The 25,351-nt window shown below is 30.7% G+C and carries 28 protein-coding genes; 20 read left to right on the top strand and 8 right to left on the bottom strand.

The annotated features are described in order from the left end of the window. Positions 1-11 precede the first annotated feature (11 nt). From CLLI_RS09605 to glpX, 8 genes are all read left to right on the top strand, one after another. Positions 12-656 (top strand): V-type ATP synthase subunit D, encoded by a 645-nt coding sequence (locus tag CLLI_RS09605; RefSeq protein ID WP_106063997.1) that lies wholly within the window; start codon positions 12-14, stop codon positions 654-656. 217 nt (positions 657-873) lie between these two features. Beyond that, positions 874-1,281, top strand: a complete 408-nt coding sequence (locus CLLI_RS09600; RefSeq protein ID WP_106063996.1) for a hypothetical protein — start codon at positions 874-876, stop codon at positions 1,279-1,281. A gap of 175 nt (positions 1,282-1,456) precedes the next feature. Beyond that, complete coding sequence (locus CLLI_RS09595) at positions 1,457-1,954, top strand: ECF transporter S component (RefSeq protein ID WP_106063995.1); 498 nt, start codon at positions 1,457-1,459, stop codon at positions 1,952-1,954. A 116-nt stretch (positions 1,955-2,070) separates the two neighbouring features. Next, a complete protein-coding gene (gene helD / locus CLLI_RS09590) occupies positions 2,071-4,347 on the top strand; it encodes an RNA polymerase recycling motor HelD (RefSeq protein ID WP_106063994.1) in 2,277 nt (758 codons plus the stop codon). A gap of 50 nt (positions 4,348-4,397) precedes the next feature. Continuing rightward, on the top strand, positions 4,398-5,573 hold the full coding sequence (locus tag CLLI_RS09585; protein WP_106063993.1) for an FprA family A-type flavoprotein: 1,176 nt from the start codon (positions 4,398-4,400) through the stop codon (positions 5,571-5,573). A 23-nt stretch (positions 5,574-5,596) separates the two neighbouring features. Next, on the top strand, positions 5,597-5,998 hold the full coding sequence (locus CLLI_RS09580) for a hypothetical protein (RefSeq protein ID WP_106063992.1): 402 nt from the start codon (positions 5,597-5,599) through the stop codon (positions 5,996-5,998). 28 nt (positions 5,999-6,026) lie between these two features. After that, positions 6,027-6,587, top strand: coding sequence for a flavodoxin family protein (locus CLLI_RS09575; RefSeq protein WP_106063991.1), 561 nt, complete (start codon positions 6,027-6,029; stop codon positions 6,585-6,587). Between the two features lie 224 nt (positions 6,588-6,811). Beyond that, complete coding sequence (glpX, locus tag CLLI_RS09570) at positions 6,812-7,783, top strand: class II fructose-bisphosphatase (protein ID WP_106063990.1); 972 nt, start codon at positions 6,812-6,814, stop codon at positions 7,781-7,783. Between the two features lie 25 nt (positions 7,784-7,808). On the opposite strand, the gene mtnP is transcribed toward glpX, so the two are convergent. Then, entirely contained in the window at positions 7,809-8,594 is a 786-nt protein-coding gene (gene mtnP, locus CLLI_RS09565) for an S-methyl-5'-thioadenosine phosphorylase (protein ID WP_106063989.1), read from the bottom strand. 130 nt (positions 8,595-8,724) lie between these two features. Between mtnP and hprK the strand changes: the two genes are divergently transcribed. The 4 genes from hprK (at position 8,725) to CLLI_RS09545 (ending at position 12,655) form a co-directional block, all read left to right on the top strand. Then, the gene (gene hprK / locus CLLI_RS09560) at positions 8,725-9,654 is read left to right on the top strand and encodes an HPr(Ser) kinase/phosphatase (RefSeq protein WP_106063988.1); all 930 of its coding nucleotides are present in this window, start codon (positions 8,725-8,727) and stop codon (positions 9,652-9,654) included. Continuing rightward, entirely contained in the window at positions 9,644-10,195 is a 552-nt protein-coding gene (locus tag CLLI_RS09555) for a 5-formyltetrahydrofolate cyclo-ligase (protein WP_106063987.1), read from the top strand. The genes hprK and CLLI_RS09555 overlap by 11 nt, the downstream gene beginning before the upstream one ends. A gap of 8 nt (positions 10,196-10,203) precedes the next feature. Next, positions 10,204-11,142, top strand: coding sequence for a magnesium transporter CorA family protein (locus CLLI_RS09550; RefSeq protein ID WP_106063986.1), 939 nt, complete (start codon positions 10,204-10,206; stop codon positions 11,140-11,142). Positions 11,143-11,245: 103 nt separating this feature from the next. Continuing rightward, positions 11,246-12,655 carry an aminopeptidase gene (locus CLLI_RS09545; protein WP_106064020.1) on the top strand — a complete coding sequence of 470 codons (1,410 nt, stop codon included), beginning with the start codon at positions 11,246-11,248 and terminating at the stop codon, positions 12,653-12,655. A 143-nt stretch (positions 12,656-12,798) separates the two neighbouring features. On the opposite strand, the gene CLLI_RS09540 is transcribed toward CLLI_RS09545, so the two are convergent. Continuing rightward, complete coding sequence (locus CLLI_RS09540) at positions 12,799-13,269, bottom strand: DUF4883 family protein (protein ID WP_242975575.1); 471 nt, start codon at positions 13,267-13,269, stop codon at positions 12,799-12,801. Positions 13,270-13,459: 190 nt separating this feature from the next. Between CLLI_RS09540 and CLLI_RS09535 the strand changes: the two genes are divergently transcribed. Further along, a complete protein-coding gene (locus CLLI_RS09535) occupies positions 13,460-13,729 on the top strand; it encodes a metal-sensitive transcriptional regulator (protein ID WP_106063985.1) in 270 nt (89 codons plus the stop codon). Between the two features lie 15 nt (positions 13,730-13,744). On the opposite strand, the gene CLLI_RS09530 is transcribed toward CLLI_RS09535, so the two are convergent. Both CLLI_RS09530 and CLLI_RS09525 read right to left on the bottom strand, forming a co-directional pair. Beyond that, positions 13,745-14,188: a threonine/serine exporter family protein gene (locus CLLI_RS09530; protein ID WP_106063984.1), complete on the bottom strand. Its 444-nt coding sequence runs from the start codon at positions 14,186-14,188 to the stop codon at positions 13,745-13,747. Continuing rightward, positions 14,185-14,958: a threonine/serine exporter family protein gene (locus tag CLLI_RS09525; RefSeq protein ID WP_106063983.1), complete on the bottom strand. Its 774-nt coding sequence runs from the start codon at positions 14,956-14,958 to the stop codon at positions 14,185-14,187. Before CLLI_RS09525 ends, CLLI_RS09530 begins: the two co-directional genes overlap by 4 nt. 141 nt (positions 14,959-15,099) lie before the next feature. Between CLLI_RS09525 and CLLI_RS09520 the strand changes: the two genes are divergently transcribed. The 7 genes from CLLI_RS09520 to rnfB all read left to right on the top strand — a co-directional run bounded on the left by CLLI_RS09520 (position 15,100) and on the right by rnfB (position 21,211). Further along, a complete protein-coding gene (locus CLLI_RS09520; RefSeq protein ID WP_106063982.1) occupies positions 15,100-15,939 on the top strand; it encodes a PhzF family phenazine biosynthesis protein in 840 nt (279 codons plus the stop codon). A 407-nt stretch (positions 15,940-16,346) separates the two neighbouring features. Continuing rightward, the gene (gene rsxC, locus CLLI_RS09515) at positions 16,347-17,621 is read left to right on the top strand and encodes an electron transport complex subunit RsxC (RefSeq protein WP_106063981.1); all 1,275 of its coding nucleotides are present in this window, start codon (positions 16,347-16,349) and stop codon (positions 17,619-17,621) included. Positions 17,622-17,650: 29 nt separating this feature from the next. Further along, positions 17,651-18,583: an RnfABCDGE type electron transport complex subunit D gene (locus CLLI_RS09510; protein WP_106063980.1), complete on the top strand. Its 933-nt coding sequence runs from the start codon at positions 17,651-17,653 to the stop codon at positions 18,581-18,583. Between the two features lies 1 nt (position 18,584). Then, positions 18,585-19,145 (top strand): RnfABCDGE type electron transport complex subunit G, encoded by a 561-nt coding sequence (locus CLLI_RS09505; RefSeq protein WP_106063979.1) that lies wholly within the window; start codon positions 18,585-18,587, stop codon positions 19,143-19,145. A 2-nt stretch (positions 19,146-19,147) separates the two neighbouring features. Continuing rightward, entirely contained in the window at positions 19,148-19,753 is a 606-nt protein-coding gene (gene rsxE, locus CLLI_RS09500; RefSeq protein WP_106063978.1) for an electron transport complex subunit RsxE, read from the top strand. A gap of 39 nt (positions 19,754-19,792) precedes the next feature. Continuing rightward, positions 19,793-20,368: an electron transport complex subunit RsxA gene (gene rsxA / locus CLLI_RS09495; protein WP_106063977.1), complete on the top strand. Its 576-nt coding sequence runs from the start codon at positions 19,793-19,795 to the stop codon at positions 20,366-20,368. A 15-nt stretch (positions 20,369-20,383) separates the two neighbouring features. After that, entirely contained in the window at positions 20,384-21,211 is an 828-nt protein-coding gene (rnfB, locus tag CLLI_RS09490) for an RnfABCDGE type electron transport complex subunit B (RefSeq protein WP_106063976.1), read from the top strand. 33 nt (positions 21,212-21,244) lie between these two features. Here the strand turns inward: rnfB and CLLI_RS09485 are convergent, their stop codons facing one another. From CLLI_RS09485 to CLLI_RS09470, 4 genes are all read right to left on the bottom strand, one after another. After that, positions 21,245-21,775, bottom strand: coding sequence for a Gx transporter family protein (locus tag CLLI_RS09485; RefSeq protein WP_106063975.1), 531 nt, complete (start codon positions 21,773-21,775; stop codon positions 21,245-21,247). A 27-nt stretch (positions 21,776-21,802) separates the two neighbouring features. Further along, positions 21,803-22,192: a NusG domain II-containing protein gene (locus tag CLLI_RS09480; protein WP_106063974.1), complete on the bottom strand. Its 390-nt coding sequence runs from the start codon at positions 22,190-22,192 to the stop codon at positions 21,803-21,805. Continuing rightward, a complete protein-coding gene (locus CLLI_RS09475; RefSeq protein ID WP_106063973.1) occupies positions 22,176-23,213 on the bottom strand; it encodes an FAD:protein FMN transferase in 1,038 nt (345 codons plus the stop codon). The genes CLLI_RS09480 and CLLI_RS09475 overlap by 17 nt, the downstream gene beginning before the upstream one ends. A gap of 99 nt (positions 23,214-23,312) precedes the next feature. Beyond that, on the bottom strand, positions 23,313-25,193 hold the full coding sequence (locus tag CLLI_RS09470; RefSeq protein WP_106063972.1) for an LTA synthase family protein: 1,881 nt from the start codon (positions 25,191-25,193) through the stop codon (positions 23,313-23,315). Positions 25,194-25,351: the final 158 nt, after the last annotated feature.

Genomic DNA, 25,351 nt, shown 5'->3' with positions numbered 1-25,351 from the left:
AATGATTAGCTATGAGATTAAATGTTAATCCTACAAGAATGGAGCTCACAAAACTTAAAAAAAGGTTGGTAACAGCCACCAGGGGACATAAACTTTTAAAAGACAAACAGGATGAATTAATGAGAAGATTTATTGACCTTATAAAGTATAATAATGAATTGAGAAAAGATGTGGAAGAAGAACTGCAAAAATCTTTAAAAGATTTTGTTATGGCTAGAGCCGTAATGTCTTCAGAATTTCTCGAGGAGGCCATAGTCTATCCTAAAGAGAGTATATCTCTAGAGGTTGAGAAAAAGAATGTAATGAGTGTTAATGTTCCTGTTATGAAGTTTAAAAGGAAAATGGAAGATGATGAGGGCAGCATTTATCCTTACGGGTTTGTAAATACTTCTGGAGAATTAGATAGTGCAATAGAAAAGTTGTATTTAATACTTCCAAAGCTTTTAGAATTAGCTGAGGTAGAGAAATCGTGCCAGCTAATGTCTAGTGAAATAGAGAAAACTAGAAGAAGAGTTAATGCTTTGGAATACATGACCATACCACAGCTTCAAGAAACTATAAAATATATAGTAATGAAATTAGATGAAAATGAAAGAGGAAATCTTACAAGATTAATGAAAGTTAAGAGCATGATGAAAGAAAAAGATAACATGTAAAAACTGGGGCGCAATTACCTCAGTTTTTTTATTATGAAAATGATTTGTTTAATTTATTCATATTCCCCAATAAAATGAATATATTACAAATAACTGCGAAGGGTTTATATTAATATATAAAAATTTCAGAAGATTATACATAATGGCATTGACAAATATTTAACAACCATAGTATAATAAATTAAAACAAGAAATGCATAAATGGGGAGGGGTTAAAATGACATCAAGAGATAGAATAAAAGCTTGTATGATAGGAGAAAGTGTATTTAAAATAGGTGATTACTCATCATTGGTTCAAGGTTGGAATCTATACAAAAGTAAAATATCATTAGAAGAATGTACGGTTTTAAAGATAGTAGATTTGTACTATGTGCAAGAAGAAGAAAATAATCTTCCAAAATTCAGAGCATTAGTAGAAACCAATAAAGGGAATGTAATAGATGTAGCTGTAGTAGATTTAAATGATGTAAGAAATAGTAAAGAAAATCATGAGGAACTTATAAAAATAGGATATGATTTTCAGGAAGGATGCATTTACTGTAAGGCATATGAACAATTAAATGGGGAATGGAAATTTTATAACATTGGTGTAACAGAACAGAATAAATGCAGTGAAGCAGTATAAAAAAATATATTTAAATGACTTTAAAGAAAAAAGAATATAGAAGTACAGGAAAGCAATAAAAAGTCGGAATATTCTGTATATATGTGAATATTCCGACTTTTTATTAAATGTATTTACAATGTAGTTAGAATAGTATATACTGCTGTATATACACTTATAAATATGGAGGTATATCATGAAAGATATAAAAATACTTGTATACTCAGCTTTATTAACTGCATTAGCAATAGTAATACCAATAGCCTTTGGATTTTTAAGCATACAGGTTGGACCGTTTTCTGCTACATTGGCCTCTCATGTTCCACTATTTTTAGCTATACTGTTGGGACCAGCTCCTGCAGCTATGGTGGGCATTGGATCAGGAATAGGATTTTTATTGACTAAGGGCTCTTATATAGCTGCGAGAGCCTTTATGCACACTTTTGTTGGCGTAGCAGGGGCCATACTAATTAAAAGTGGAGTAGGTTATAGTAAAATGGTAGCAATAACTGCTCCTCTTCATGGAATATTAGAGGCCTTGGTGGTTATTCCATTTGGTATTAATTTGGATAAGATACTTATTACTGTGGGAATAGGTTCTTCACTTCATCATATAGTGGATGGAATTATAGCATTTGCTGTAGTACAGGCATTGTCAAAAGCTTTAAACCTAAAGTTAATAAAAAGCGCTTAAAAAAGAAGCTTTCACCTATTTTACAAAAATGGGTGGAAGCTTCTTTTTTACTATTGACATAAATATTTCTAAAAAGTACAATATTACATTAGTGTACTTCAGTGGAGGTGGATTGAATGGCAATAGAAGAAAAAGATAAATTAACAGAAGAAAGGTATTTAGAAGATACTATTAAATGGATAGATAATGAGATAGTCAGGGTAGAAGAAAACAAGGATCATTTAAGGGGAAAAATAGAAGATTTAAGAAGAAAGTCAAAGGGAAAATATAACGAGGAACTGGAAACTTCGGAGAAGCTCTATAATATAACATCTAAAAGCTTAGAAAAATATGTGGAGGGAAAAAATAGTCCTTATTTTGCAAGAATAGATTTTAAAGAAAGAAAAAGGGATACAGAAAGTTTCTATATTGGTAAATTTGGTCTAGGTGATAGCAACACAGGGGAAGAACGGGTTATAGATTGGAGATCGCCTATTGCAGATTTGTATTATAGTGGAACTTTTGGTGAGTGTTATTACAAGGCTCCAATGGGATTGGTTATAGGAGATCTTACCTTAAAAAGAAAATTTATAATTAGAGAAGGAAAATTAATTCAGGCCTTTGATGAAGGAATAAATGAAGTAATACTTAGAGGAAACACTGAAGAAGGCAGTGCACTAGTAGATGAATTTTTGAGAGTAAATTTAGAAGAGAGTGGCAGCAGTAAGCTAAAAGAAGTTGTAGCTACCATTCAAAGTGAACAAAATCAAGTTATAAGAAGTGAAAAAAATATACCGCTTATATTACAGGGGGTTGCAGGCTCTGGAAAAACCACTGTAGCATTACATAGGGTAGCATATCTTTTATATAAATATAAAGATAAGTTATTGCCAAAGGATATACTGATTATAGCCCCAAATAAAATTTTTTTAGATTATATTTCAGATGTACTACCTAATTTAGGTGTGGATAATATAAAACAAAATACCTACGAAGAAATAGTTTGTGAGATACTCAATATAAAGAGGAAAATAATTACAAAGGATAATAAATTAGCACGTATTTTAGAAGAAGGAAAAGACTCAGAGAATTTAATTTTAATTAGCAATGTAAAGAGCAGCATGGAATTCAAAGCTTTAATTGATTCCTATATTGAATACATAGAAAAGATAGATGGTGAAAATATAGAGGATATTATGGTTGATAATTATGTTCTTTTCAATAAAGAGGAGATCATAAGACTTTTTACTAAAGATTTAAAGAAGATGGCTATAAATGTTAGAAAAGATGAAATAAAAAGATATTTCACCTTAAAATTAGAAGAAAAAATATGTAACATTATCGATAAAATTAATTTTTATTATGAATATAAAGTAGCTAGAATCAAAAACCAAATGGAGGACGGAGAAGAAAGAAGAAAAAAATTAATAGAAATATATGATGAAAGAGATAATAAAAAGAAAGATATAAGAATAAAGAGTAATTTATGTTTCAATGAGTATTTTACCAAATGGAAAGAAGTAAAAACTGAAAATCTATATATGGATTTCTTGAAAAATGCCTATAAATTTATACCTAAAGATAATGCTTTTATAAATGAAAAGATTATTGAAAAATTATTAAATGAAATAACAGAAAATATGAATAAAGGCATAATAGACAGTGATGATTTAGCTCCAATGTTATATTTAAAATTTAAGATAGAGGATGTTCCCGAAAAATTTAAATATAAGCATATAGTAGTAGATGAAGCTCAAGATTATAGTGAATTTCAAATGGTAACTTTAAAGTATATGGTGGAGCAAAATTCACTAAGTTTAGTGGGAGATTTGGCACAAGGAATATATTTTTATAAGGGAATAAATGATTGGAATAAGGTTATTAAAATGGTTTTTAATGATAGAGTTAATTATATAAAACTTAATAAAAGTTATAGATCTACAATTGAAATAATGGATTTTGCATCAAAAGTTTTAATGAAAGGTGCGGACTTACCTATACCAGTTTTTAGACACGGTAAAGAAGTAGAAGTAATAAAATTCAAAAACAATAAAGAGTTTGGTGAAAAGCTAGATAAAATTGTTGAATTTATTGTAAACAATGGGAAAAATACAGTGGCAGTGATATGCAAGAGTTATAATGAATGTAAAAGGTTAAAAAGCTATTTAAATAAATATAGTTCTTATGAATGGACAACAATTAAGGACACCAGTAAATCTATTGATAGCAGTAGAATAATAATACCAGCATACATGACTAAAGGATTAGAATTTGATTGCAGCATAATATATAATTGCAATGAGAAAAACTATGATGAAAATGAATTAGATAGAAAAATTTTATATGTAGCTTTAACTAGACCACTCCATTATGAATATATTTTTTATAATGGAGAAAAATCTTCTTTAATTTAAAAAATGTGTTAAAATAAATGGTATAAGTTAAGAATAAGGAGGCCATAACAATGGGTAGTGTTAAATTAAGAGATAACATATATTGGATAGGGGTAAAGAACCCGGAATTAAAAGTTTTCGATATAATAATGGAAACAAAAAAGGGTTCTACATATAATGCATACTTAATAGATGATGAAAAAGTAGCTATAATAGATACAGTAAAAGATGGATACTATGAAGAATTTAAAGAAAATATAAAAGAAATTATAGGTGATAGAAAAATTGACTATATAATAGCTCAGCATACTGAATTAGATCACAGTGGTTCTTTAGCAAAACTCGTAACAGATTATCCAGAAGCCAAAATCATTTGTTCTAGAGCAGCTTCAATATATCTTAAAGATATAACCAATATGGATTTAAACATCCAGATAGCACCTGGAGAATTATCTTTAGGGAAAACAACTTTAAAATTTATACAGGCACCAAATTTACATTGGCCTGATACAATGTTTACCTTTGTGGAAGGAAAAAAACTTCTATTTACCTGCGACTTCCTAGGATGTCATTACTGTCCAGATCATGACATAGTGGCAGGGGAACAGGAAGATTATGAGGATGAAATGGTATATTATTTTAATGTTATCATGGCACCTTTTAAGAAGTTCGTTTTAATGGGATTAGACAAAATAAAGGACTTGGATTTCGACTTAGTATGTACTAGTCATGGACCAGTTCACAGCGGGAAAAATATTCATAAATATTTAGATTTGTATAGGAAAATGGCTACTTTACCCGAAGTGAATGATAAAAAAGTTTTAGTGCTTTATATATCTGCTTATGGAAATACAGAAGCAATGGCTAAATACATCAAAGAAAGGCTAATAGAGAAAGACATTAGATCAGAGGTTCGTGAAATTACTACCATAGGGGTTAAAGAAGCATTATGTGCTATAGAGGGATCTTCTGGATTTATTATAGGTTCTCCTACAATCAATCAGGATGCAGTTAAACCTGTTTGGGATGTACTATCCGGAATAAGCCCAATTACCAATAGGGGAAAAGCAGCAGCAGCTTTTGGTTCTTATGGCTGGAGCGGCGAAGGTGTACCGATGATGACAGAAAGATTAAAATCTTTAAAATTAAATGTTGTAGAGGAAGGATTAAAGTTTAAATTTGTTCCAAGTGAAGATGATTTTAAAAGGGCAGATGAGTTTGTAGAAAAATTTGCAGCTCTCCTTTAAATATAAGAATGGAGGAAACCAATATGGATAAAAATGCTGTTATAGAATACTTAGAGGATAATGAACTTAGCGAAGTAGAAGAACTACCCTATGATGATAAAGATGCAGTAGTGTTAAGATTTTATTATGATTTTGATGAGGAAGAAGTAAGTGCTGCAGAGGCCTATGCTGATGATGAGAGTGGAGAGAAAAATGGAAGCAAAAAATGGAAGGGTGAATTCTTTATACCTTATTTAAGTGAATTAGCTGTTGATACAGTTGGTCAGATCATTGAAGATTTAATGGAAGACTTGGAGGTAGAAGCTCAATTTACTTCCTATGAAGTAGATGAAGAAGAACCAGACTATACAGAATTTATAGCTATTTTTTATCCTAAGGATAAGAAGGTTGAAATTGATGAAGTTTTAGAAAAACTTGATTTATAATTAACTCTTTAAAGAAAGGGCAAAATTTATGAAGACTTTGATCTTTTTCGCTTCTCCTAACAAAAAAGGTAATACTTATAAGCTGGTAGAAAAGTTTATAGAAGGTATTCAGGGAGAAGTAGATGTTATTTATGTTTATAATAAAAAAGTGGCTCCGTGTACAGATTGTAAGTATTGTTATTCAAAGGAACAGTGTGCCATAAAAGATGATATGGAGGAAATATATAAAAAAATAAAAGTCAGTGATGTTATAGTAATAGCAACTCCATTGTATTTTTCTTCTGTATCTGCACCTATGAAAGCCATCATTGATAGGCTTCAAGTTTATTGGAGCAAGAAATATATAAGAAAAGATAGGAAAAATATTAAAATAAAAAAAGCTGTGATATTAGGGACCTCAGGAAGCTATTGGGAAAATATGTTTCAACCTTTAGAAGCTGTATTAAATCATACCTTTGCAGCTATGGATGCAAAGGATATGGAAAAGGTTTATGCTGTTAATACGGATAAGATACCTGTGGAAAAGAATGAAGAAGTATTAAAGGAAGCCTATGGACTTGGAGTTAAAATAAGAAATGAATTTATTTAAACCAGAAGTATAATAATTCTGGTTTTCTTTTTTATCATTTTTCCATGTAACATATTAATTGATTATGCTTGTGATAATTTATAAATGTGATATAATATTTATGTAATTAGCGTTATTATACCTATTATATATTATAAATAGTATTATAATTATATGTTATATGTCTGTATTTACTATATTATTAGGTGTTTATCCTGTATAAATATTTTGGGAGGTATATATAAATGATGAAGCAAGATATAGCTATGGGTTTAGTAAGAGTTACGGAAGCAGCAGCTCTCTGTTCAGCTAAATATATGGGAAGGGGAGATAAAATTGCAGCAGATCAAGCAGCCGTAGATGGTATGGAAAAAGCCTTTTCTATGTTGCCGGTAAGAGGAACCGTGGTTATAGGAGAAGGGGAATTGGACAACGCTCCTATGTTATACATAGGGCAAAAGCTAGGAATAGGCCAGGATGATATGGTAGAAATGGATATAGCAGTGGATCCACTAGATGGAACTGCACTTATAGCAAAGGGATTGCCTAATGCCATAGCAGTAGTAGCCATGGGGCCTAAAGGGAGTTTACTTCACGCTCCAGATATGTATATGAAAAAAATTGCAGTAGGTGCAGGAGCAAAGGGAGCAATAAATATAAATAAGTCAAATAAGGATAACATTATTAATGTAGCTATGGCATTAAATAAAGATGTATCTGAAGTTACAGTTATAGTCCAGGAAAGGGAAAGGCATGAAGACATAATAAAAGATGCTAGAGAAGTAGGAGCTAGAGTTAAACTTTTCTCTGAGGGAGATATAGCGGCAGTACTTGCCTGTGGCTTTGAGGATACTGGTATCGATATAATGATAGGAACAGGAGGAGCTCCTGAAGGAGTTATAGCTGCAGCGGCTATAAAATGTATGGGAGGAGACATGCAAGCTAAGCTGGTACACCAAAATGAAGAAGAAATAGAAAGATGCAAAACCATGGGAATAAAGGACATAAATAAGGTCTTATATATAAATGATTTAGTAAAAAGTGATGATGTGTATTTTGCAGCTACTGGTATTACCGATTGCGATCTATTAAAGGGCGTAGTTTATTCAAAAAATAATTGGGGCACTACTCACTCAGTTGTTATGCGTTCTAAAACAGGAACAATTAGATTTATAAATGCTCATCACCAGTTATTGAAAAGTAATTTAGTAGTGTAATATGAAAGGCTATGACAGCATAGCCTTATTTTAATGTATTTAATTCTTTTAAAGCTTCATTGCAGTTGCATATTTTATCTAAAGTCATATGATCTATTAAGTATATAAAAGCCTTTTTTAAGGTATCCATCATTTTTGACATATTTTCACTTACTTCCTTATGGGTAAGACCTTTTTTAGATATACCTGCAGCATAATTGGTAACTAAAGCAACTGTGGCATAGCAAAGAGCAGCTTCTCGAGCAAGAATAACTTCTGGTACATTGGTCATTCCTACCACATCGCCTCCTAATTTTTTATACATAGATATTTCCGCAGGAGATTCGAATCTTGGACCTTCTGTGCATACATAGGTACCATTTTTAATTATAGGTGCATTTGACCATTGTAATGCATCAATAAGATTAGTTCTCAAAGTTTTGCAATAGGGTTCAGTCATATCAACATGGACTACTTCGGAATTTTCCTCATCAAAAAATGTATAGCTTCTATTTTTAGTAAAATCCATAAAATCATTTAATATAACAAAATCACCTACACTGCAATTATTTATAGCTCCTACGGCTGCAGTGGATATTACATAATCTACATTTAAAGACTTTAATGCGTAAATATTACCTTTATAATTAACTTTAGAAGGAATTAGTTTATGACCCTTAGTATGTCTTTCTAAAAAGAAAATTTCTTTGTTTCCTCTATAACCCTTTATTAATTGAACTTTCCCATAGGGGGTGTCTAATTCTATATTTTCACTTTTATCTATGAAAGAACTATCATATACACCAGTTCCTCCAATAATCCCTATTTTCATTTAAATCATCTCCTTAATAAATAATTCTACAATTATCATAATATTTCCTCTAATTGATATATACATAATAGGTTTAAATAATATAATTATGTTATAATAAAAAATAAATTGCACAATTAGGAGGTTAGACATGGCAGTAACTGTAGAAGAGCTTATAAAGGATTTAAAATTAGAAGTTATAAATAGAGGAAAAGAAAATACAGAGATAACTGTTAGTGATATAAATAGACCGGGATTACAATTTTCAGGGTTCTATAATTATTTTGCCAATGAAAGGGTTCAGCTTATAGGAAAGGCAGAATGGAGTTTTTTAGATGTAATGCAGTCAGAAATTAGGAAAAAGAGACTCAAAAAGTTTTTTCAATTTGAAACTCCCTGTATAATTATTACTAGAGGCTTAGAACCACATAAAGAACTTTTAGAAAGTGCCGAAAAATACAATAGGTGGGTTTTAAGAACTAATAGTATCTCTACCAGATTTATAAGTAAACTTACCAATTATTTAGATGAAAGCCTTGCGCCAGAGACAAGACTTCACGGTGTATTGGTAGATGTACATGGTATTGGAATTTTAATAACCGGGGAAAGTGGTATAGGGAAAAGTGAAACGGCTTTAGAACTTATAAAAAGAGGCCATAGGCTAGTAGCTGATGATGCGGTGGATATAAAAGAAATAGATGGGAAACTCTTGGGAAGATCACCTTACATTACCTCTGGTATGATGGAAGTTAGAGGAATGGGAATTATAGATGTACCAGCTCTATATGGATTGAGCTCTGTTTTGGATGTAAAAACTATTGGACTTATTATAAATTTAGAGCCGTGGAAGCAGGAACATGACTATGATAGGCTCGGGGTGGACGGAGAAACTGCGGAAATTCTCAATGTATCTGTAAGAAAAATAACATTACCTATAAGACCTGGAAGAAATATTGCAGTAATAATAGAAACAGCTGCAGTAAATTATAGATATGCCCTTAACTCTGATACTACACCAGTGGATATTATAAATGCAAGAATGGATGAAGAGGCTATAAGGAGGGAAAGAAATGGAAGATAAAAAGATAATACGAGAAAAAATATTGAAAATTAGAGATGGAATTTCTACAGATGAGAGAAAAAAATATGATGAAGAAATTTTTAATAAGGTAATTAAAAGTGAGTATTATAAGGAAGCAAAGAATATTTTTATATTTGTAAGTTATAAAACAGAAGTGGATACACATAAAATAATTAAAAAAGCACTGGAGGATGGAAAAACTATATGTGTTCCTAAGGTAATATCTAAAAAAGATGGAATGTATGGTGCCAAAATTAATAAATTCTCTGATTTAAAACCCGGTAAATATGGAATACTGGAACCGGGTATAGAAAATGAGAAGGTTAATGAGCAGGATATAGACTTGGTATTAGTACCAGGGGCTGTATTTGACATGCAAGGTGGCAGAATTGGGTATGGGGGAGGATTTTATGATAGATTTTTAGTTAAACTCAGAGAAGATGTCCCTAAAATTGCAATAGCTTATAATGTGCAGATAATAGATAAAGTTCCTATGGATGAATTGGATGTAAAGATTGATGGCATAATATACAATGGGTGATATCATCAATGAGGGTATATGATGTTTTAAATAAATTTAGTGAAGTTCATGGAGAAGAAAAATTTGAGGAAAGCAAATATTGGATTTGCTGCTATGTAGATGAATTAGATAGCATAAAACATATATTTCAAATGAGTAAAGACAATATTGAAGATTGCAAGGATTTTGATAAATCCACAAAAATTGAGTTCTTGGAAGAATACATATTTATCATATTTAACATATTAGATTATTATGATGAAGGAGTACATTCTAGGGAATTATATATATTCTTAAATAAAGATTACATAATAACTTCCTATAAGGAGGATTTAGACTTAATTAAGAATATATTAAAGGACTTAAAGGAATTTAGAAATTGTTTTATGCTTAAGAAGAATCCCGATCCATCTATGCTTTTATACTATATTTTAGATAGAATTATACTAAAGAATTATGAGGTTATATCAGAACTTGAAGCAGAGGCAGATAAAATTGAAATTAGGGTATTAAAAAATCCCAGGCATGAACAATTAAATGAACTAATAAATTTAAGAAGACAGGTATATAAGATAAGGAAATATTTAAATCCATTAAGATACATTGGAGATAGTTTGATAAGTAATGATAATTCTATGATAGATGATGGATTTATAGATCATTTTAAAAGTTTAAACAATAAAATAGATAAATTAATGATGGCTCTGGAAAGTTTAGTTGGAGATTTGGCTTTGGCAAGAGAAGCCTTTGAATCAGAGATAGCTAATAAAACCAATGAACTTATGAAGATATTTACTATTATCGCTACTATTTCTTTACCCTTAAATTTAATTACTAGTATATATGGTATGAATGTAAAGCATATTCCTTTCATGCATTTAGAATATGGGTATTACTATGTGATTATTATGATGATATCAATATCCTTATGGCTGATTTGGCTATTCAGAAGAAAAAAATGGTTTTAAATATAACAAGTTCTATGGAAAATGTTCCTTTTATGATAAAATGTATATAGTAAATCTTAGACATGGAGGTGAAAATGCTCTAAAAAGTTTTAGAGCAGAAAATATGGCTGAAAATAAAAAGAATTTAACCAAAAAATATGAATATGCTTGGGAAAAGTACTCAAGGCAGGATTTAAAGGATGTATTTTCATTGTCTGACAGGTATAAAAATTTTATGTCAAAATGCAAAACCGAAAGGGAATGTGTAAAGGAATTTATAGTTATAGCTGAGAAAGATGGATATAAGAATATAGAGGAAATTATTAAAAGCGGAAAGAAACTAAAGGCTGGAGATAAGGTATATGCTAATAATAAGGATAAAACCTTAGCATTATTTTTAATAGGTAAGGAACCTTTAGAAAATGGAATGAAAATATTAGGAGCCCATGTAGATTCTCCTAGATTAGATTTGAAACAAAATCCGCTTTATGAAGATACAGATTTAGCACTATGCGAAACTCATTATTATGGCGGAATAAAGAAATATCAATGGGTTACATTACCTCTTGCTATCCACGGTGTTATAGTTAAAAAAGATGGCACCGCAATAAATATAGTTATAGGAGAAGAGGATAATGATCCTGTTATAGGAGTATCCGATCTTTTAATTCATTTAGCTGGAGATCAAATGGACAAAAAGTTAGCTAAAGGAGTAGAGGGAGAAGATTTAAATATCTTAGTTGGAAGTATTCCAGCAGAGGATAAGGACACTAAAGAAAGAGTTAAATTAAATATATTAAGACTTTTAAATGAAAAATATAATATAGAAGAAGAAGATTTTGTATCCGCTGAATTAGAGATTGTACCATCAGGAAAGGCTAGAGACTATGGTTTTGATAGAAGCATGGTTATGGCTTATGGACAAGATGACAGAGTTTGCTCTTATACTTCCTTTGAAGCAATGATGAAAATGAAATCCACGGATAAAACTTGTGTTACTCTATTAGTAGATAAAGAAGAAATAGGCAGTGTTGGTGCTACTGGAATGCATTCAAGATTCTTTGAAAATACTGTAGCGGAAATTATAGATCTTTGTGAAGAATATAATGACTTAAAATTAAGAAGAGCTCTATCAAATTCAAAGATGTTATCTTCCGACGTTAGTGCAGCTTTTGATCCTAACTATCCATCAGTAATGGAAAAGAAAAATGCAGCTTATTTTGGAAAGGGAATAGTATTTAACAAATATACTGGAGCCAGGGGTAAATCAGGATGTAATGATGCTAATCCTGAATTTATAGCAGAGATAAGAAATATAATGGAAAAGCATAATGTATCATGGCAGACATCAGAACTTGGAAAGGTTGACCAAGGAGGCGGTGGAACTATAGCATATATTCTAGCTGAATATGGTATGGAAGTTATAGATTGCGGTGTTGCTCTACATAATATGCATGCACCTTGGGAAATAGCAAGCAAGGCGGATATATATGAGACTATGAAAGGATACCATGCTTTCTTAATTGAAGCATAAAAAAGTGTGAAACACTTTTTTAGAGTACAGTGTTATTTAGGTAAGAGCTAATGGGTTAAGAAGTAAGAGTTTAACTACAACTATTACTTCTTAGCTCTTGCCACTTACTTATCTACAAGATAAAAAAGTGCATCGCACTTTTTTTATCTTGGAATAAGATAATTACAAAGATTAAAAAGATTGTAGGAGGAAGGTATATTGGTCATATCTATAAAGTCCATTTCATAATAACCATCCCAGGGATGAATAGATACATATTTTTTGTTATATACATTTATCACAAACTTATCCTCTTTAAAAGTTAAAAACATTTTATAAAGAGGCTTATCTGGCAGATCCTTAGGTTTGGATATAAAATATTTAGTATTTAAACATTTTATAAAGTTATCTATAATAGGTGAATCCTTGTTTGTCAATTCTTTTCCTTTGTAAAAGTTTGTATCTACTATAGCACATTTATACTCAGATTCCATTTTAATATTTTTGGCAATTATATTTGTATAATAATAATTATTTTTTTTAGTTTTGCCTATTGTATTCATATTATTGCAGGAAGTCAGTGAAAATAAAGCACCTATAATAATCCACACTAATATGTAATTTTTCTTTTTCAAATCAATCACCTTTAAATTTATTTATATATGAAGAATATGTATTAAACATGGATATTATTCACTACATTTTATATATGATTAAATAAAAAGGTTTTTAAATAAGTATTGAATAATAATCATTGAATAAGTTAAAGATAAATGATATAATACCCATATACCTGGTAAGGGTATTCGGAATAGGAGTGATATCATGGCGAAAGATTGCGGAGCAAAAAAAGATATTCAAAATAGACTTAAAAGAATTGAAGGTCAGGTAAAGGGAATAGAAAAAATGGTGGATAATGAAACCTGTTGTAAAGATATATTGATTCAAATAGCGGCTATTAGGGCGGCAATCAATAAGGTTGGGACCTTGGTTTTAGAAAATTATGCTAAGGACTGTTTTCTTCAAGGTGACAATGATAAATCAGAAGGCAAAGTAGATGAACTGTTAAGTACATTAACTATGTTTATAAAATGAGCAGAATGGATTTGCTCATTTTTTCCTTTTCTTATAGGTAATAAGTTTGGTAATGGATGATACCATAACCAATGCTACGGCTATAGCTCCGGCAATTATAATTGTATTTAAACCTGTGCTTAAGGATTTGTTTATATCTCCTCTAGTAGTTTCTAACATAGTGTAATACATACCTCCACCAGGAACTAAGGGAATTATAGTACAAATTATAAAAGTGGTAACAGGAGTTTTTAAAATCCTTGCCATGACTTCACAGTAAATAGCTCCAACTACAGAAGCATAAAAAAAGGATAAGACATTGGTCATATTACATTGTAAAGATATTAAATATATAAACCAACTTAAACCTCCGCCTAGGGCAGCAAAGAAAAGCTTTTTGCCTTTTATATTAAAAATAATTGCAAAACCAAAAGTAGCAATAAAGGAATAAAGAGAATAAAGTAATATATTACCAATCATATAAAAGCTCCTCCAAAATATTTTATCCATAGTGTAAATACAATACCGCTGCCAACAGCAATAGCAATAGCTGTTAAAAATGCCTCAGCGGTTCTTGAAGTGCCAGCAACTAAATCTCCAGCTATTGAATCTCTTATTGCATTGGTAATTGCAAGACCAGGAACAAGAAGCATTAATGATCCAATAACTATTTTATCTGTATTGTTTCCTATACCTAAAGATGTACTTAAAAGAGCGATAAAAGATGCAGTGGCACCTCCAATGGCATTTATAAAAAATGCATTTGTTTCTATTCTGCTTAATGCTATAGAAAGAACTTCTATGACTGCCCCTATAAATAATGATACAAAAAAGTCTTTATAATTTCCACCAAAAAGTAATGTGAAAAAGCCAGCTGCTATAGAAGAAGCAAAAATCAGAGTGCGATTACTATATTTAGTGTTATTAAGTATATCATCTAATGCTTTTTCAACAAAATCTAAAGATAAATTTTCAGCGCAAATTCTTCTAGATAAATCGTTAACCTCAGAGATTTTATCTAAATCCACAGTCCTATGTTTAACTCGTATTACCTTAGAGATAGTAGTACCTTTCACATCTGTTACGGAAATAATTATTCCAGTAGGTGTTACAAAACTATCTGCATCTTTTACACCATAGGAAGCACAAATTCTAGAAATAGTTTCCTCTACTCTATAGGTTTCCCCGCCGCTTTGAAGCATTATTTCTCCAGCAAATGCTGCTATATAAAGTATTCTACTAGTATCCATCACATTTCTCCATTTCTAAGCATTACATTTAGAATTTCATATATTTACAACGGTATTATATCATAATAAAATGAATATATGTTATTGCAAGAAAAAATTAATCTCCTATAATATAAATAAGGGGAATTGGGGGGTAAGATTATGGTTAAAGTATTTTTATTTAAAGCTTTTACAGATTCAAAAGATCAGGGTAATCCTGCAGGAATAGTGTTAAATGAAGGACTTAAAGAAGATGAAATGCTAAAGATAGCAAAGATGTTAGGTTATTCAGAAACCACCTTTATAAGGAAAATGGATAATTTAAACTATGAATTGAGATATTTTACTCCAGAGGTGGAAACAAACCTATGCGGACATGGCACTATTTCCGCTTTTAAATATATGAAGATTAAAGAAAACATTAATGGAAAAGTATTTATGCACACCAAAGCAGGTAAACTTAATGTGATTATTAATGAAGATAAAATATTTATGCAAGGGGCAAAGGCTGAAATAAAGGATATAAATATAAAAGAAAATATAATATTAGAAGCTTTAGGCATCAGTCAAGAACAAAGGGATTATTCTTTACCCATAAAAATAGCTTCTATAGGTACACCTAAAATTATGATACCTTTAAAGAATAGAGAGATATTATTTAATTTGAAACCAAGTTTTGAGAAATTAAAGGAAATATCAAAACGCACCAATAGTAAGGGCTTTTATCCCTTTACCTTTGATACTATAGATAAAAGAAATTTAATACATGCTCGGCAATTTAATCCACTATTTGGAGTGAATGAAGATCCCATTACAGGGGTTGCTGCTGGAGCTTTAGGAGAATATTTAAAATCCTATTGGAATAAGGATTTAGAAGAATTTTCTGTAGAACAAGGGTGGATTATGAATAAAAAGGGTATAATTTATATACTTAATAAGAATGGCTCCATATATTTGGGTGGTAATGCTATAATATTTGGAGAGGTAGAAATAGATGCATGAATAAATAATAAAAAAAATATTCAATTATCTATAATTATTCCTTAATTATAGCAGTGTTAACCAATGGATATATTGGTATTGTAATGATGAGGTTACAGTGTTATGTAGGAAGTGGAATTCCTCATCAGAATAGTGTAAATAGTTGAAATATAGCAAGTATTCTCATCATTACATGGGATAAAATATGTATTCAAATTGATAAAAATAGAGTAATTTATATATTATTGTAGAATAATAAACTGGTTGAAAGTATATATTCTTTATTTCACCGTTTTAAAATTAAAAATATTTAAAAACCCTTGACATGATTCGCAGAACAATTTAATATTGAAGTTGGGCATTATTATAAATTGACCAAATTCAATATTGGTAATTTAATGTATAAATTAATAGATTGGAGGGTCTTTATGGAATTATTAACTTTTAAAAGCGGAGTACATCCTCCTCATGGTAAACATTATACTGAAAACAAACAAATAGAAGAATATTTACCAAAGGGAGATATTGTTATTCCAATGTCACAGCATATTGGCGCACCTGCTGAACCAACTGTTAAAAAGGGAGACAGAGTATTAGTTGGACAGAAAATAGGTGAAGCCAAAGGATTTGTTTCAGCCAATGTACATGCTAGTGTTTCTGGTACTGTAAAAAATGTAGTTCCAGTAACATTATTTAATGGTGCTAAATCTACAGCTGTTATCATCGAAAATGATGGACAGTATGAAGAAATACCAACTGAAAAGAAAGATTATAGCAAGCTTTCAAATGAAGAAATCCTTAATACTATTAAAGAAGCAGGAATAGTAGGTATGGGTGGTGCTACTTTTCCAACTCATGTAAAACTTGCTCCACCACCAGATAAAAAGATAGAATTCATAATTGTAAATGCAGCAGAATGTGAACCATATTTAACATGTGACCACAGAATGATGCTTGAAAAAACTAATGAAATTATTGAGGGTTTGAAAATAATTTTAAAATTGTTCCCAAATGCTAAAGGATATATTGGCATAGAGGATAATAAGATGAATGCTATCCAAGCTATGCAGGAAGCTGTTAAAACAAAGTATCCTCAGGGAGCAGAAAAACAGTTGATTTATGCAATAACTAAGAGAGAAGTACCATCAGGCGGACTTCCAGCAGATGCAGGTTGTATAGTTCAAAACGTAGATACAGTATATGAAATATACAATGCAGTTGTAAATGGTAAACCTTTAACATCAAGAGTTGTTACTGTTACTGGTGACGCTGTAAAGGAACCAAAGAATATTAGATTTAAAATTGGAACTTCTGTAAGAGAATTAGTAGATTTTGCAGGCGGATTCTCAGAAGAACCATTAAAGGTTATATCTGGCGGTCCTATGATGGGTATGGCAATGTATTCATTAGATGTACCAGCAACTAAGGGAACATCAGGAATTCTTTGCCTAACTAAGAGTGCAGCTGAAATTGGAGAAGAATCAAACTGTATAAGTTGTGGAAAGTGTTTACAAGTTTGTCCAATGAATTTAATGCCTACAAAAATTGCTACTGCAGCAGCCTTAAATAACTTTGAAATGTTCAATGAATTCAACGGGAGAGACTGTATTGAATGTGGATGTTGTTCATTTATATGTCCAGCAAAACGTCACTTATTACAAAGAATTCGTACAGGCAAAAAAGCAGTTTCTAAGAAGAAATAATAATAGAAAGTATGAAGAGGTGAATATAAATGTCTGAAACAACAATGTATACCGTATCCTCATCTCCACATATACGTGCAAAAGACACTACACAGTCAATTATGAGAGATGTTATAATTGGATTACTTCCAGCAGCTATTGCAGGAGTATACTTCTTTAAATTAAAGGCATTATTAGTAATACTTGTATCAGTAATTTCCTGTGTAGCTTCTGAGTATATTTGGCAAAAAGCAGCAAAACAAAAAAATACTACTGGAGATTTGAGCGCTGTTGTAACAGGATTACTTTTAGCCTTTTGTTTACCAGCATCAGTACCACTTTGGATACCAGTTATAGGTGGTATATTCGCAATAATAATTGTGAAACAATTTTTTGGTGGAATAGGTCAAAATATAATGAATCCTGCTTTAGCAGCTAGAGCATTTTTACTTGCATCATGGCCAGTACTAATGACTACTTGGACATTAGATGGAGTTACAACAGCTACACCACTTGCTATATTAAAAGGCAAAGAAGTAACAGGTGCTGTTGCTCCAAGTTTAATGAATGTATTTATAGGACATGTTGGTGGATCCATAGGTGAAACTTCAGCTTTAGCCCTTTTAATAGGGGGAGCTTATCTATTATATAAACATGTAATTGATTGGAGAATTCCAGTAACCTTTATAGGAACAACCTTTGTAATTACTGCAATAGTTGGAAGAGCTCCAAATCCTTTTTATGAATTATTCACAGGTGGATTAATGCTAGGGGCTATATTTATGGCTACTGACTATGCCACATCACCAATTACTCCTAAGGGTAAAATTATATTTGGAGTTGGCTGCGGAGTATTGACTTCCATCATCCGTATATTAGGAGGATATCCAGAAGGTGTTTGTTATTCAATAATTATAATGAATTTATTTGTTCCACTAATCGAAAGATGGACAACTCCAAAAATATTCGGGAAGGTGAAATAAAATGAAGGATGATATTAGATTAGGTATAATTTTACTTATAATTACAGCAGTTTCTGGTTTCCTTTTAGGATTTGCACAAAAGATTACTAAGGAACCTATAGCTATACAAGAACAAAAAACTAAAAGTGAAGCAATGCAGATAATCCTTCCATCTGCTACTGAATTTAAGGCTTCCAATAAACAAGCTTCTGGGTTAATTAAAGAAGTAAATGAAGGATACAATGGAAGTAAAATAGATGGCTATATATTAAGAGTTGATCCAAAGGGATATGGTGGATTAATTGATATGATGGTTGGAATATCAACTGATGGAAAAATTACTGGAATTAAGATATTAAGCCATTCAGAAACTCCAGGTCTTGGTGCTAACGCTCCTAACCCAAAATTTTCGGGTCAATATACAAATAAGCCTGCAAAAGAATTAAAAGTTGTTAAAGGTGAAGCTTCAGGAGATGACCAAATCTCTGCTTTGACTGGCGCAACAATAACTTCTAGAGCAGTAACAACTGGAGTTAACGAAGCAGTTAAGTTTTATGATTCCAATTTGAAAGGAGGAAAATAACAATGAGCGTAATGTCCGAAAGGTTAAAAGCGGGAGTCTTTAAAGAGAATCCTATATTTGTTCAGGTTATAGGTATGTGTCCAACTTTAGCAGTTAGTACAAGTGTTAAAAATGGTATTGGTATGGGAATAGCTGCTACTGTAGTTTTAATAGGTTCGAACATAGCTATATCCCTTCTTAGAAAGGTTATACCTGATGAAATACGTATACCAGCCTATATAACAATTATAGCAGCCTTTGTTACAGTTATTCAGTTTTTACTTGCAGGATATGCACCTGAGTTAAATAAAGCTCTAGGTATATTTATTCCACTTATAGTTGTTAACTGTATAATTCTTGGAAGAGCAGAAGCTTATGCCAATAAACATACTGTTATTGAATCATTTTGGGATGCAGTAGGTATGGGACTCGGATTTACTTTAGCACTAGTTATATTGGGATCCATAAGAGAGATTTTAGGAACAGGTAAAATACTTGGATACCAAATAATGCCTGGAAGCTATCAACCAGCGCTAATAATGATACTCGCTCCAGGTGCATTCTTCACTCTTGGAATTATCATGGCTTTAATAGCAAAAAACAACTTAAAGAAAGCTAAAAACAATTAATTTGTATTTTGGTTTTTAATAAAAGAGAGGTGAACCATATTGAATCTTTTTGCCATATTTATAAGTGCGTTATTAATAAATAACTTTGTTTTGTCAAGATTTCTTGGAATATGCTCATTCTTAGGAGTATCTAAAAAGGTTGAAACTGCAACTGGTATGGGAGCAGCAGTTACTTTTGTTATGGTATTAGCATCTACAATGGCATATTTAGTATTTAATTATATTTTAGTACCATTGCATATAGAATATTTATATACTCTTGCCTTTGTTCTTGTTATAGCAGCATTGGTTCAGTTTGTTGAAATGGTTATTAAAAAATCAAGTCCTGATCTTTATAAAGCATTAGGTATATATCTTCCACTTATAACAACTAACTGTGCTGTTCTTGCTGTTGCTGTTTTAAATATGAATGAAAAATATAATTTAATACAATCTATTGTAAACGGATTAGGAGCAGCTTTAGGATATACTCTTGCTATAGTTCTCCTTGCAGGAATAAGAGAGAAGATGGATTTAAATGAAGGAATGCCAGAATGTTTAAAAGGTTTACCAATATCCTTAATTACAGCAGGACTTATGTCTATTGCATTCTTAGGCTTCCAAGGATTAATTTAAGGGAGGTGCAAAATAATGGATAGTGCTATATTATATCCTATGCTAAGTCTGGGTGGACTTGGTATAGTGTTCGGTATTCTATTGGGATATGCATCTAAAAAATTTGCTGTAGAAGTTGATGAAAGAGTTCCAAAAGTTAGAGAAGCATTACCTGGCGCAAATTGCGGTGGATGTGGATTTGCAGGGTGTGACGCTTATGCTGACGCTGTTGTAAATGCAGGTGCAGAGCCAAATAGATGCCCAGTTGGTGGAGCAGCTGTTGCAGCAAAAATAGGTGATATAATGGGTGTAAAAGTTGATACATCAGAACCTAAAAAGGCATATGTAAAATGTCAGGGAACTTGTGATAAAGCTAAAGAAAAATATGAATATTTTGGATCTATGAGTTGTGTTGACGCAGCAAACATTCCAGGAGCAGGTTCAAAGTCCTGTGGATTTGGATGTATGGGATTAGGAAGTTGTGTTAAGGCATGTACATTTGATGCTATACATGTAGTAAACGGCATAGCTGTAGTAGATGAAGAAGCATGTACAGGCTGCGGAGCTTGTGTCAATATCTGTCCAAAGAATGTTATTGAATTAACACCTGTATCAAAGAAAGTACGTATATCATGTAACTCACATGATAAAGGACTAGAAGTTAAAAATGCTTGTTCAGTAGGATGTATTTCCTGTGGTATATGTGTAAGAAATTGTCCAAGTGAAGCAATCACTATGGTCAATAATTTACCTGTAATAGATTATGATAAATGTACACAATGTGGTGTATGTGTAGGAAAATGTCCAACGAAGGCTATTGCTAACTTAAATACAAAAGTAGAAAGTAAAGCTGTAAATAGCTAATAAAAAAAGCGTAGGTTTAAACCTACGCTTTTTTTAATTTAAAGTTTTTAAGTCATTAAATAGAGGCAATTTTTTTGTATGTTTATATAGAAAGCTAGTGAATACACCAATAAAATAACCTGTAATTACACCAGCAATTAAAAGTATTGGCAGATATAAATAAACTCTAAAATCTTGTATTACCAAAGAAGCAACTAATAATTGTCCAATGTTATGGAATACAGCTCCACATATACTAATACTCCAAAGGCTTAAATGCTTATTAAATTTCTTATAAAGCAGTATCATAACTAGGTTGCTCAATAATCCTCCTGCTATGCTGTAAATGAAGGAGGACATTGTTCCACCTAAAAAGGAACCTAGAATAGTTCTTAGAAACATTATAAGTAATGCTTCTTTGCCTCCCAGGGTAATAAGAGCAAAAAGTGATACGGAATTAGCAAGACCTAATTTTATACCTGGAACCCCTGGGATTATTAAAGGAAATTGAGCCTCCACTATATATATAACTAAGGCAATACTAATTAATAAGCTTAAAAAAGTTAACTTTCTTGTATTTTTCATCTAATCACCTGCACGTATCCAATAATTTTAATAAGCAGTAGCATCCACTTCACTATGAGTTTTATCTCCCTCAATAGTAATAATCAGCTTATGTGGAAGGCATACAATACTGTCTCCTGGCTGTGATATTGTACCCGTTTTTACACAAACTTTATCAGGGCAATCTGCATCTAATATTCTTATTTTGTCTTTTTCAATAACGATCTTATTGAAATGTCCATTTTTAGTTTTTATAGTCATTTCTGTAGAACTAGTCAGCTTAGTTAAATTGATTCTTTTTAGTACATTTCCATCCTGTTTTATTACAGCAATTTTATCTGAGGATTTCATATAATTTTTATAAATAAAAGTACCTGAGAATCCTAATATAATCACAACTAATATTACAATAAGAATTACTTTATCTCCCTTTTTCATAAATATACTCCTGATTTGTAATTTTGAAATTATCCTTTAATCCAGAGGTGGTATATACCTTTTTATCCTTTGTTATGAAAATAGCTTCCACACCCTTTAAGGATTCAATTAATTTCATTCCTTTATCTAAACCTAGTACAAAGGCTGTAGTGGAAAGTGCGTCTCCATCTATAGACTTATCTGATATAATTGTGGTAGCAATTATACCATTATCTGAAGGATATCCAGTTTTTGTATCTAAAATATGATGATATCTTTTACCGTTCTTCATAAAATATCTTTCATAATTACCTGAGCTGACTATAGATTTATGAGATACCTTAACTATACCAAAGTATTCTCCTCTAGTCTGTAATGGATCTTGTACGCCAATGTTCCATAAAGAACCGTCTGGCTTATTCCCTAAAGTAACTATATTTCCACCTAAATTTATAAAAGCAGTCTTTATTCCTTCATTAACTAATACTTCTTTAACCCTATCTGCAGTATAACCCTTTGCTATACCACCTAAATCAATAGCCTCATTTGGCTTTCTTAATTTAACGGATCTATTGTTCTCATCTAGTATTACATCCTTATAATTTACTAAGCTTAATTTATCTTTTATCTCTTGTGGAGAAGGCACTCTAGCTTTATCTGTACCTATTCCCCAAAGATTAACTAATGGTCCTACAGTTATATCAAAGGCTCCATTTGAAAGGGATGAATACTCTAAAGCTTTTTTAATTACTGTAAAGGTATCATCACTAACCTTAACAAAGGCTTTACCTGCATTTTTATTTATCTTGGATACTTCACTAGTATCTTTGCTAGGTGACATTTTATCATCCAAATCAGAAATAACATCCATAGCCTTATTTGAAGCTGCTTCTGCATTTTTTCCGTAAACCGTTAACTGAACTATGGTGCCTAATAAATAATTTTCTTTAGTAACTGAAGGTTCTTCTTTTTTAGCACAGGATGAAAATAAAATAGAAGATACAAAAATTATTGTAAACAGTAGAGTAAATTTCTTTTTCATGCGCTTCCCACCTTGAAATATGATTTGTTTATTATTTTATATAGCTAAAATGTTTTCAAACATAATCATTATAACATATTAACCTTTCTATTAAAATTATTATGGATTGTTTTTAGCAAATGTTTTAATCAAGTCATTTTTTAATATGGTTTCAGAGTAATTCAATTCTTTTTTATATTGGTTAGTTAAATTTTTAAGATATTCAGAAGGAGGCATTTTCTTACCAGAGCTTATATCATAATAGCAATTACTTGAGGAAAAATATACTATATTTTTATCTATAAATGAACCACTAGAGAAAAGTACCTTATTTTGTGAAGAATCTAAAATATCATTTCCAAACATATAGGGATTATTCAAATTAAATAAATTTGCTATAGTAGGATATATATCCATTTGACCTACATATTTATTATTCAATCCACTGTACTCATCCTTTGGAAAATGAATTAAAAGAGGCACCTTTTGATACATAAAATAATCCAGCTCATTTGGATTATTGACTTTATCTAATTTGTATAAATCCTCCATATAGCCATAGGGAACACCATTATGGTCTCCATAGATAACTAAAATGGATTTGTCAAGAAGTCCTTCAGCTTCTAACTTTTCTAGAAACATTCCTAGTTGAGCATCCGTATAGTGTATGGAGCTAAAATAATCACCTAAAAAGGTGTTTTTTAATTCTCCCTTATTAAAAGTGTTATCAGTGTTTGTAAAAGGATAATGACTGCTTAAGGTTATTAAGAAAGAATAAAAAGGTTCCTGAAGTGAACTTATCTTTTCTAAACTTTGATTAAAAAAAGATTTATCACTAAGTCCTAAACCTATCTCTTCATCGATATTAAGACTGTGAGCACCAAAAAAATTTTGAAAGCCAAGGGACTTGTACATAACAGCTCTATTCCAAAAGCCCTCATTATTTCCATGAAAAGCGGCAGTAGTATAGCCTTTATCATTAAGTAACTTAGGCAATGAATTAAAATAGTTTGATGCATATTTATAATAAACTGCCCCAGAGCTTAAAGGATATAGTGAATTGTTTAACATGAACTCACTATCTGAAGTATTGCCATCCATAACCTGATAAAAGCAATTATTATAGTATAAACTTCTTTTTATAAATTTATTTAAGTTAGGGGTTATCTCTTCACCATTAACTTTCTTATCAATAAGAAAATTTTGTAGTGATTCAATCTGTATTACTATTAAATTTTTGCCTTTACCTTGTCCAGTATAATTATTGGCAGCTTTTTTATTAAAATTGCTGTATAGAAAATCCTTTATTTCTTTATCACTATAATTTATTGAAATGATGTCCTTTTTATTTCTTATAAAATAATTATAAGCATCAATGGCATGATAATTTAAATCTCCAATAACTCGGCTCACATAGGTTTTGTTTGACATATTCTTTAAAAGTCCAGGTTGTTCTTTATCTAAAGTATTTATAAATGAATTATTAGTTACAATACTTACTAAAAAAAGCATTAGGGAGATTATTATTCTTGTCATATAGTGTATATTTTTACTGTGCTTAGTAGCATTTTTACGGATAAGAGGAAATAAAATTATAAAATCAGCAATAAATAATAAGTTTTGTATATTTAAAAAATTATTTAAAGGACTAGTTAAAATAATATCTTTTAGATATCCATTATTTATTGAAACAAAGGATAATAAATCTCCAGAGCTTTTGTAATAAATTAAATCAATTATATACAGTATGCTAATAAAAATGTTTACTATATATAGATAAATCCATCTTAATCTCCTAGTCAATAAAAGTCCTATAGAAATTATAATTAGTAGTGAACATAAAATTGGATTTAATATACTCTTAAAGTTAAAATATGTGGGAGAAATATTCTTTTGAAAAATATAGGATTTAATTATAAAGATAAAGATAAATAGTATAATATCCTCAAATTTCCATGAAAAATTATAAAGCTTTTTAATATATTTTTTCAGCAAAATCATAATTGTCCTCCTTAGATGAAAATAATTATCACATTACCCACTAATTAAAATAACATAATGAAGATTTAATAACAATAAACTATTTATTAATTTTTGATTTTATCTATGAATGTTAAATATTATATGTTATAATAAAAGCGAATAAATAATATGATTAA

The sequence above is a fragment of the Clostridium liquoris genome (assembly GCF_002995785.1).
Lineage (GTDB): Bacteria > Bacillota > Clostridia > Clostridiales > Clostridiaceae > Clostridium_AO > Clostridium_AO liquoris.
Note: the sequence above shows the minus strand (reverse complement) of the source record. Positions and strands in the feature narration are given on the sequence as shown.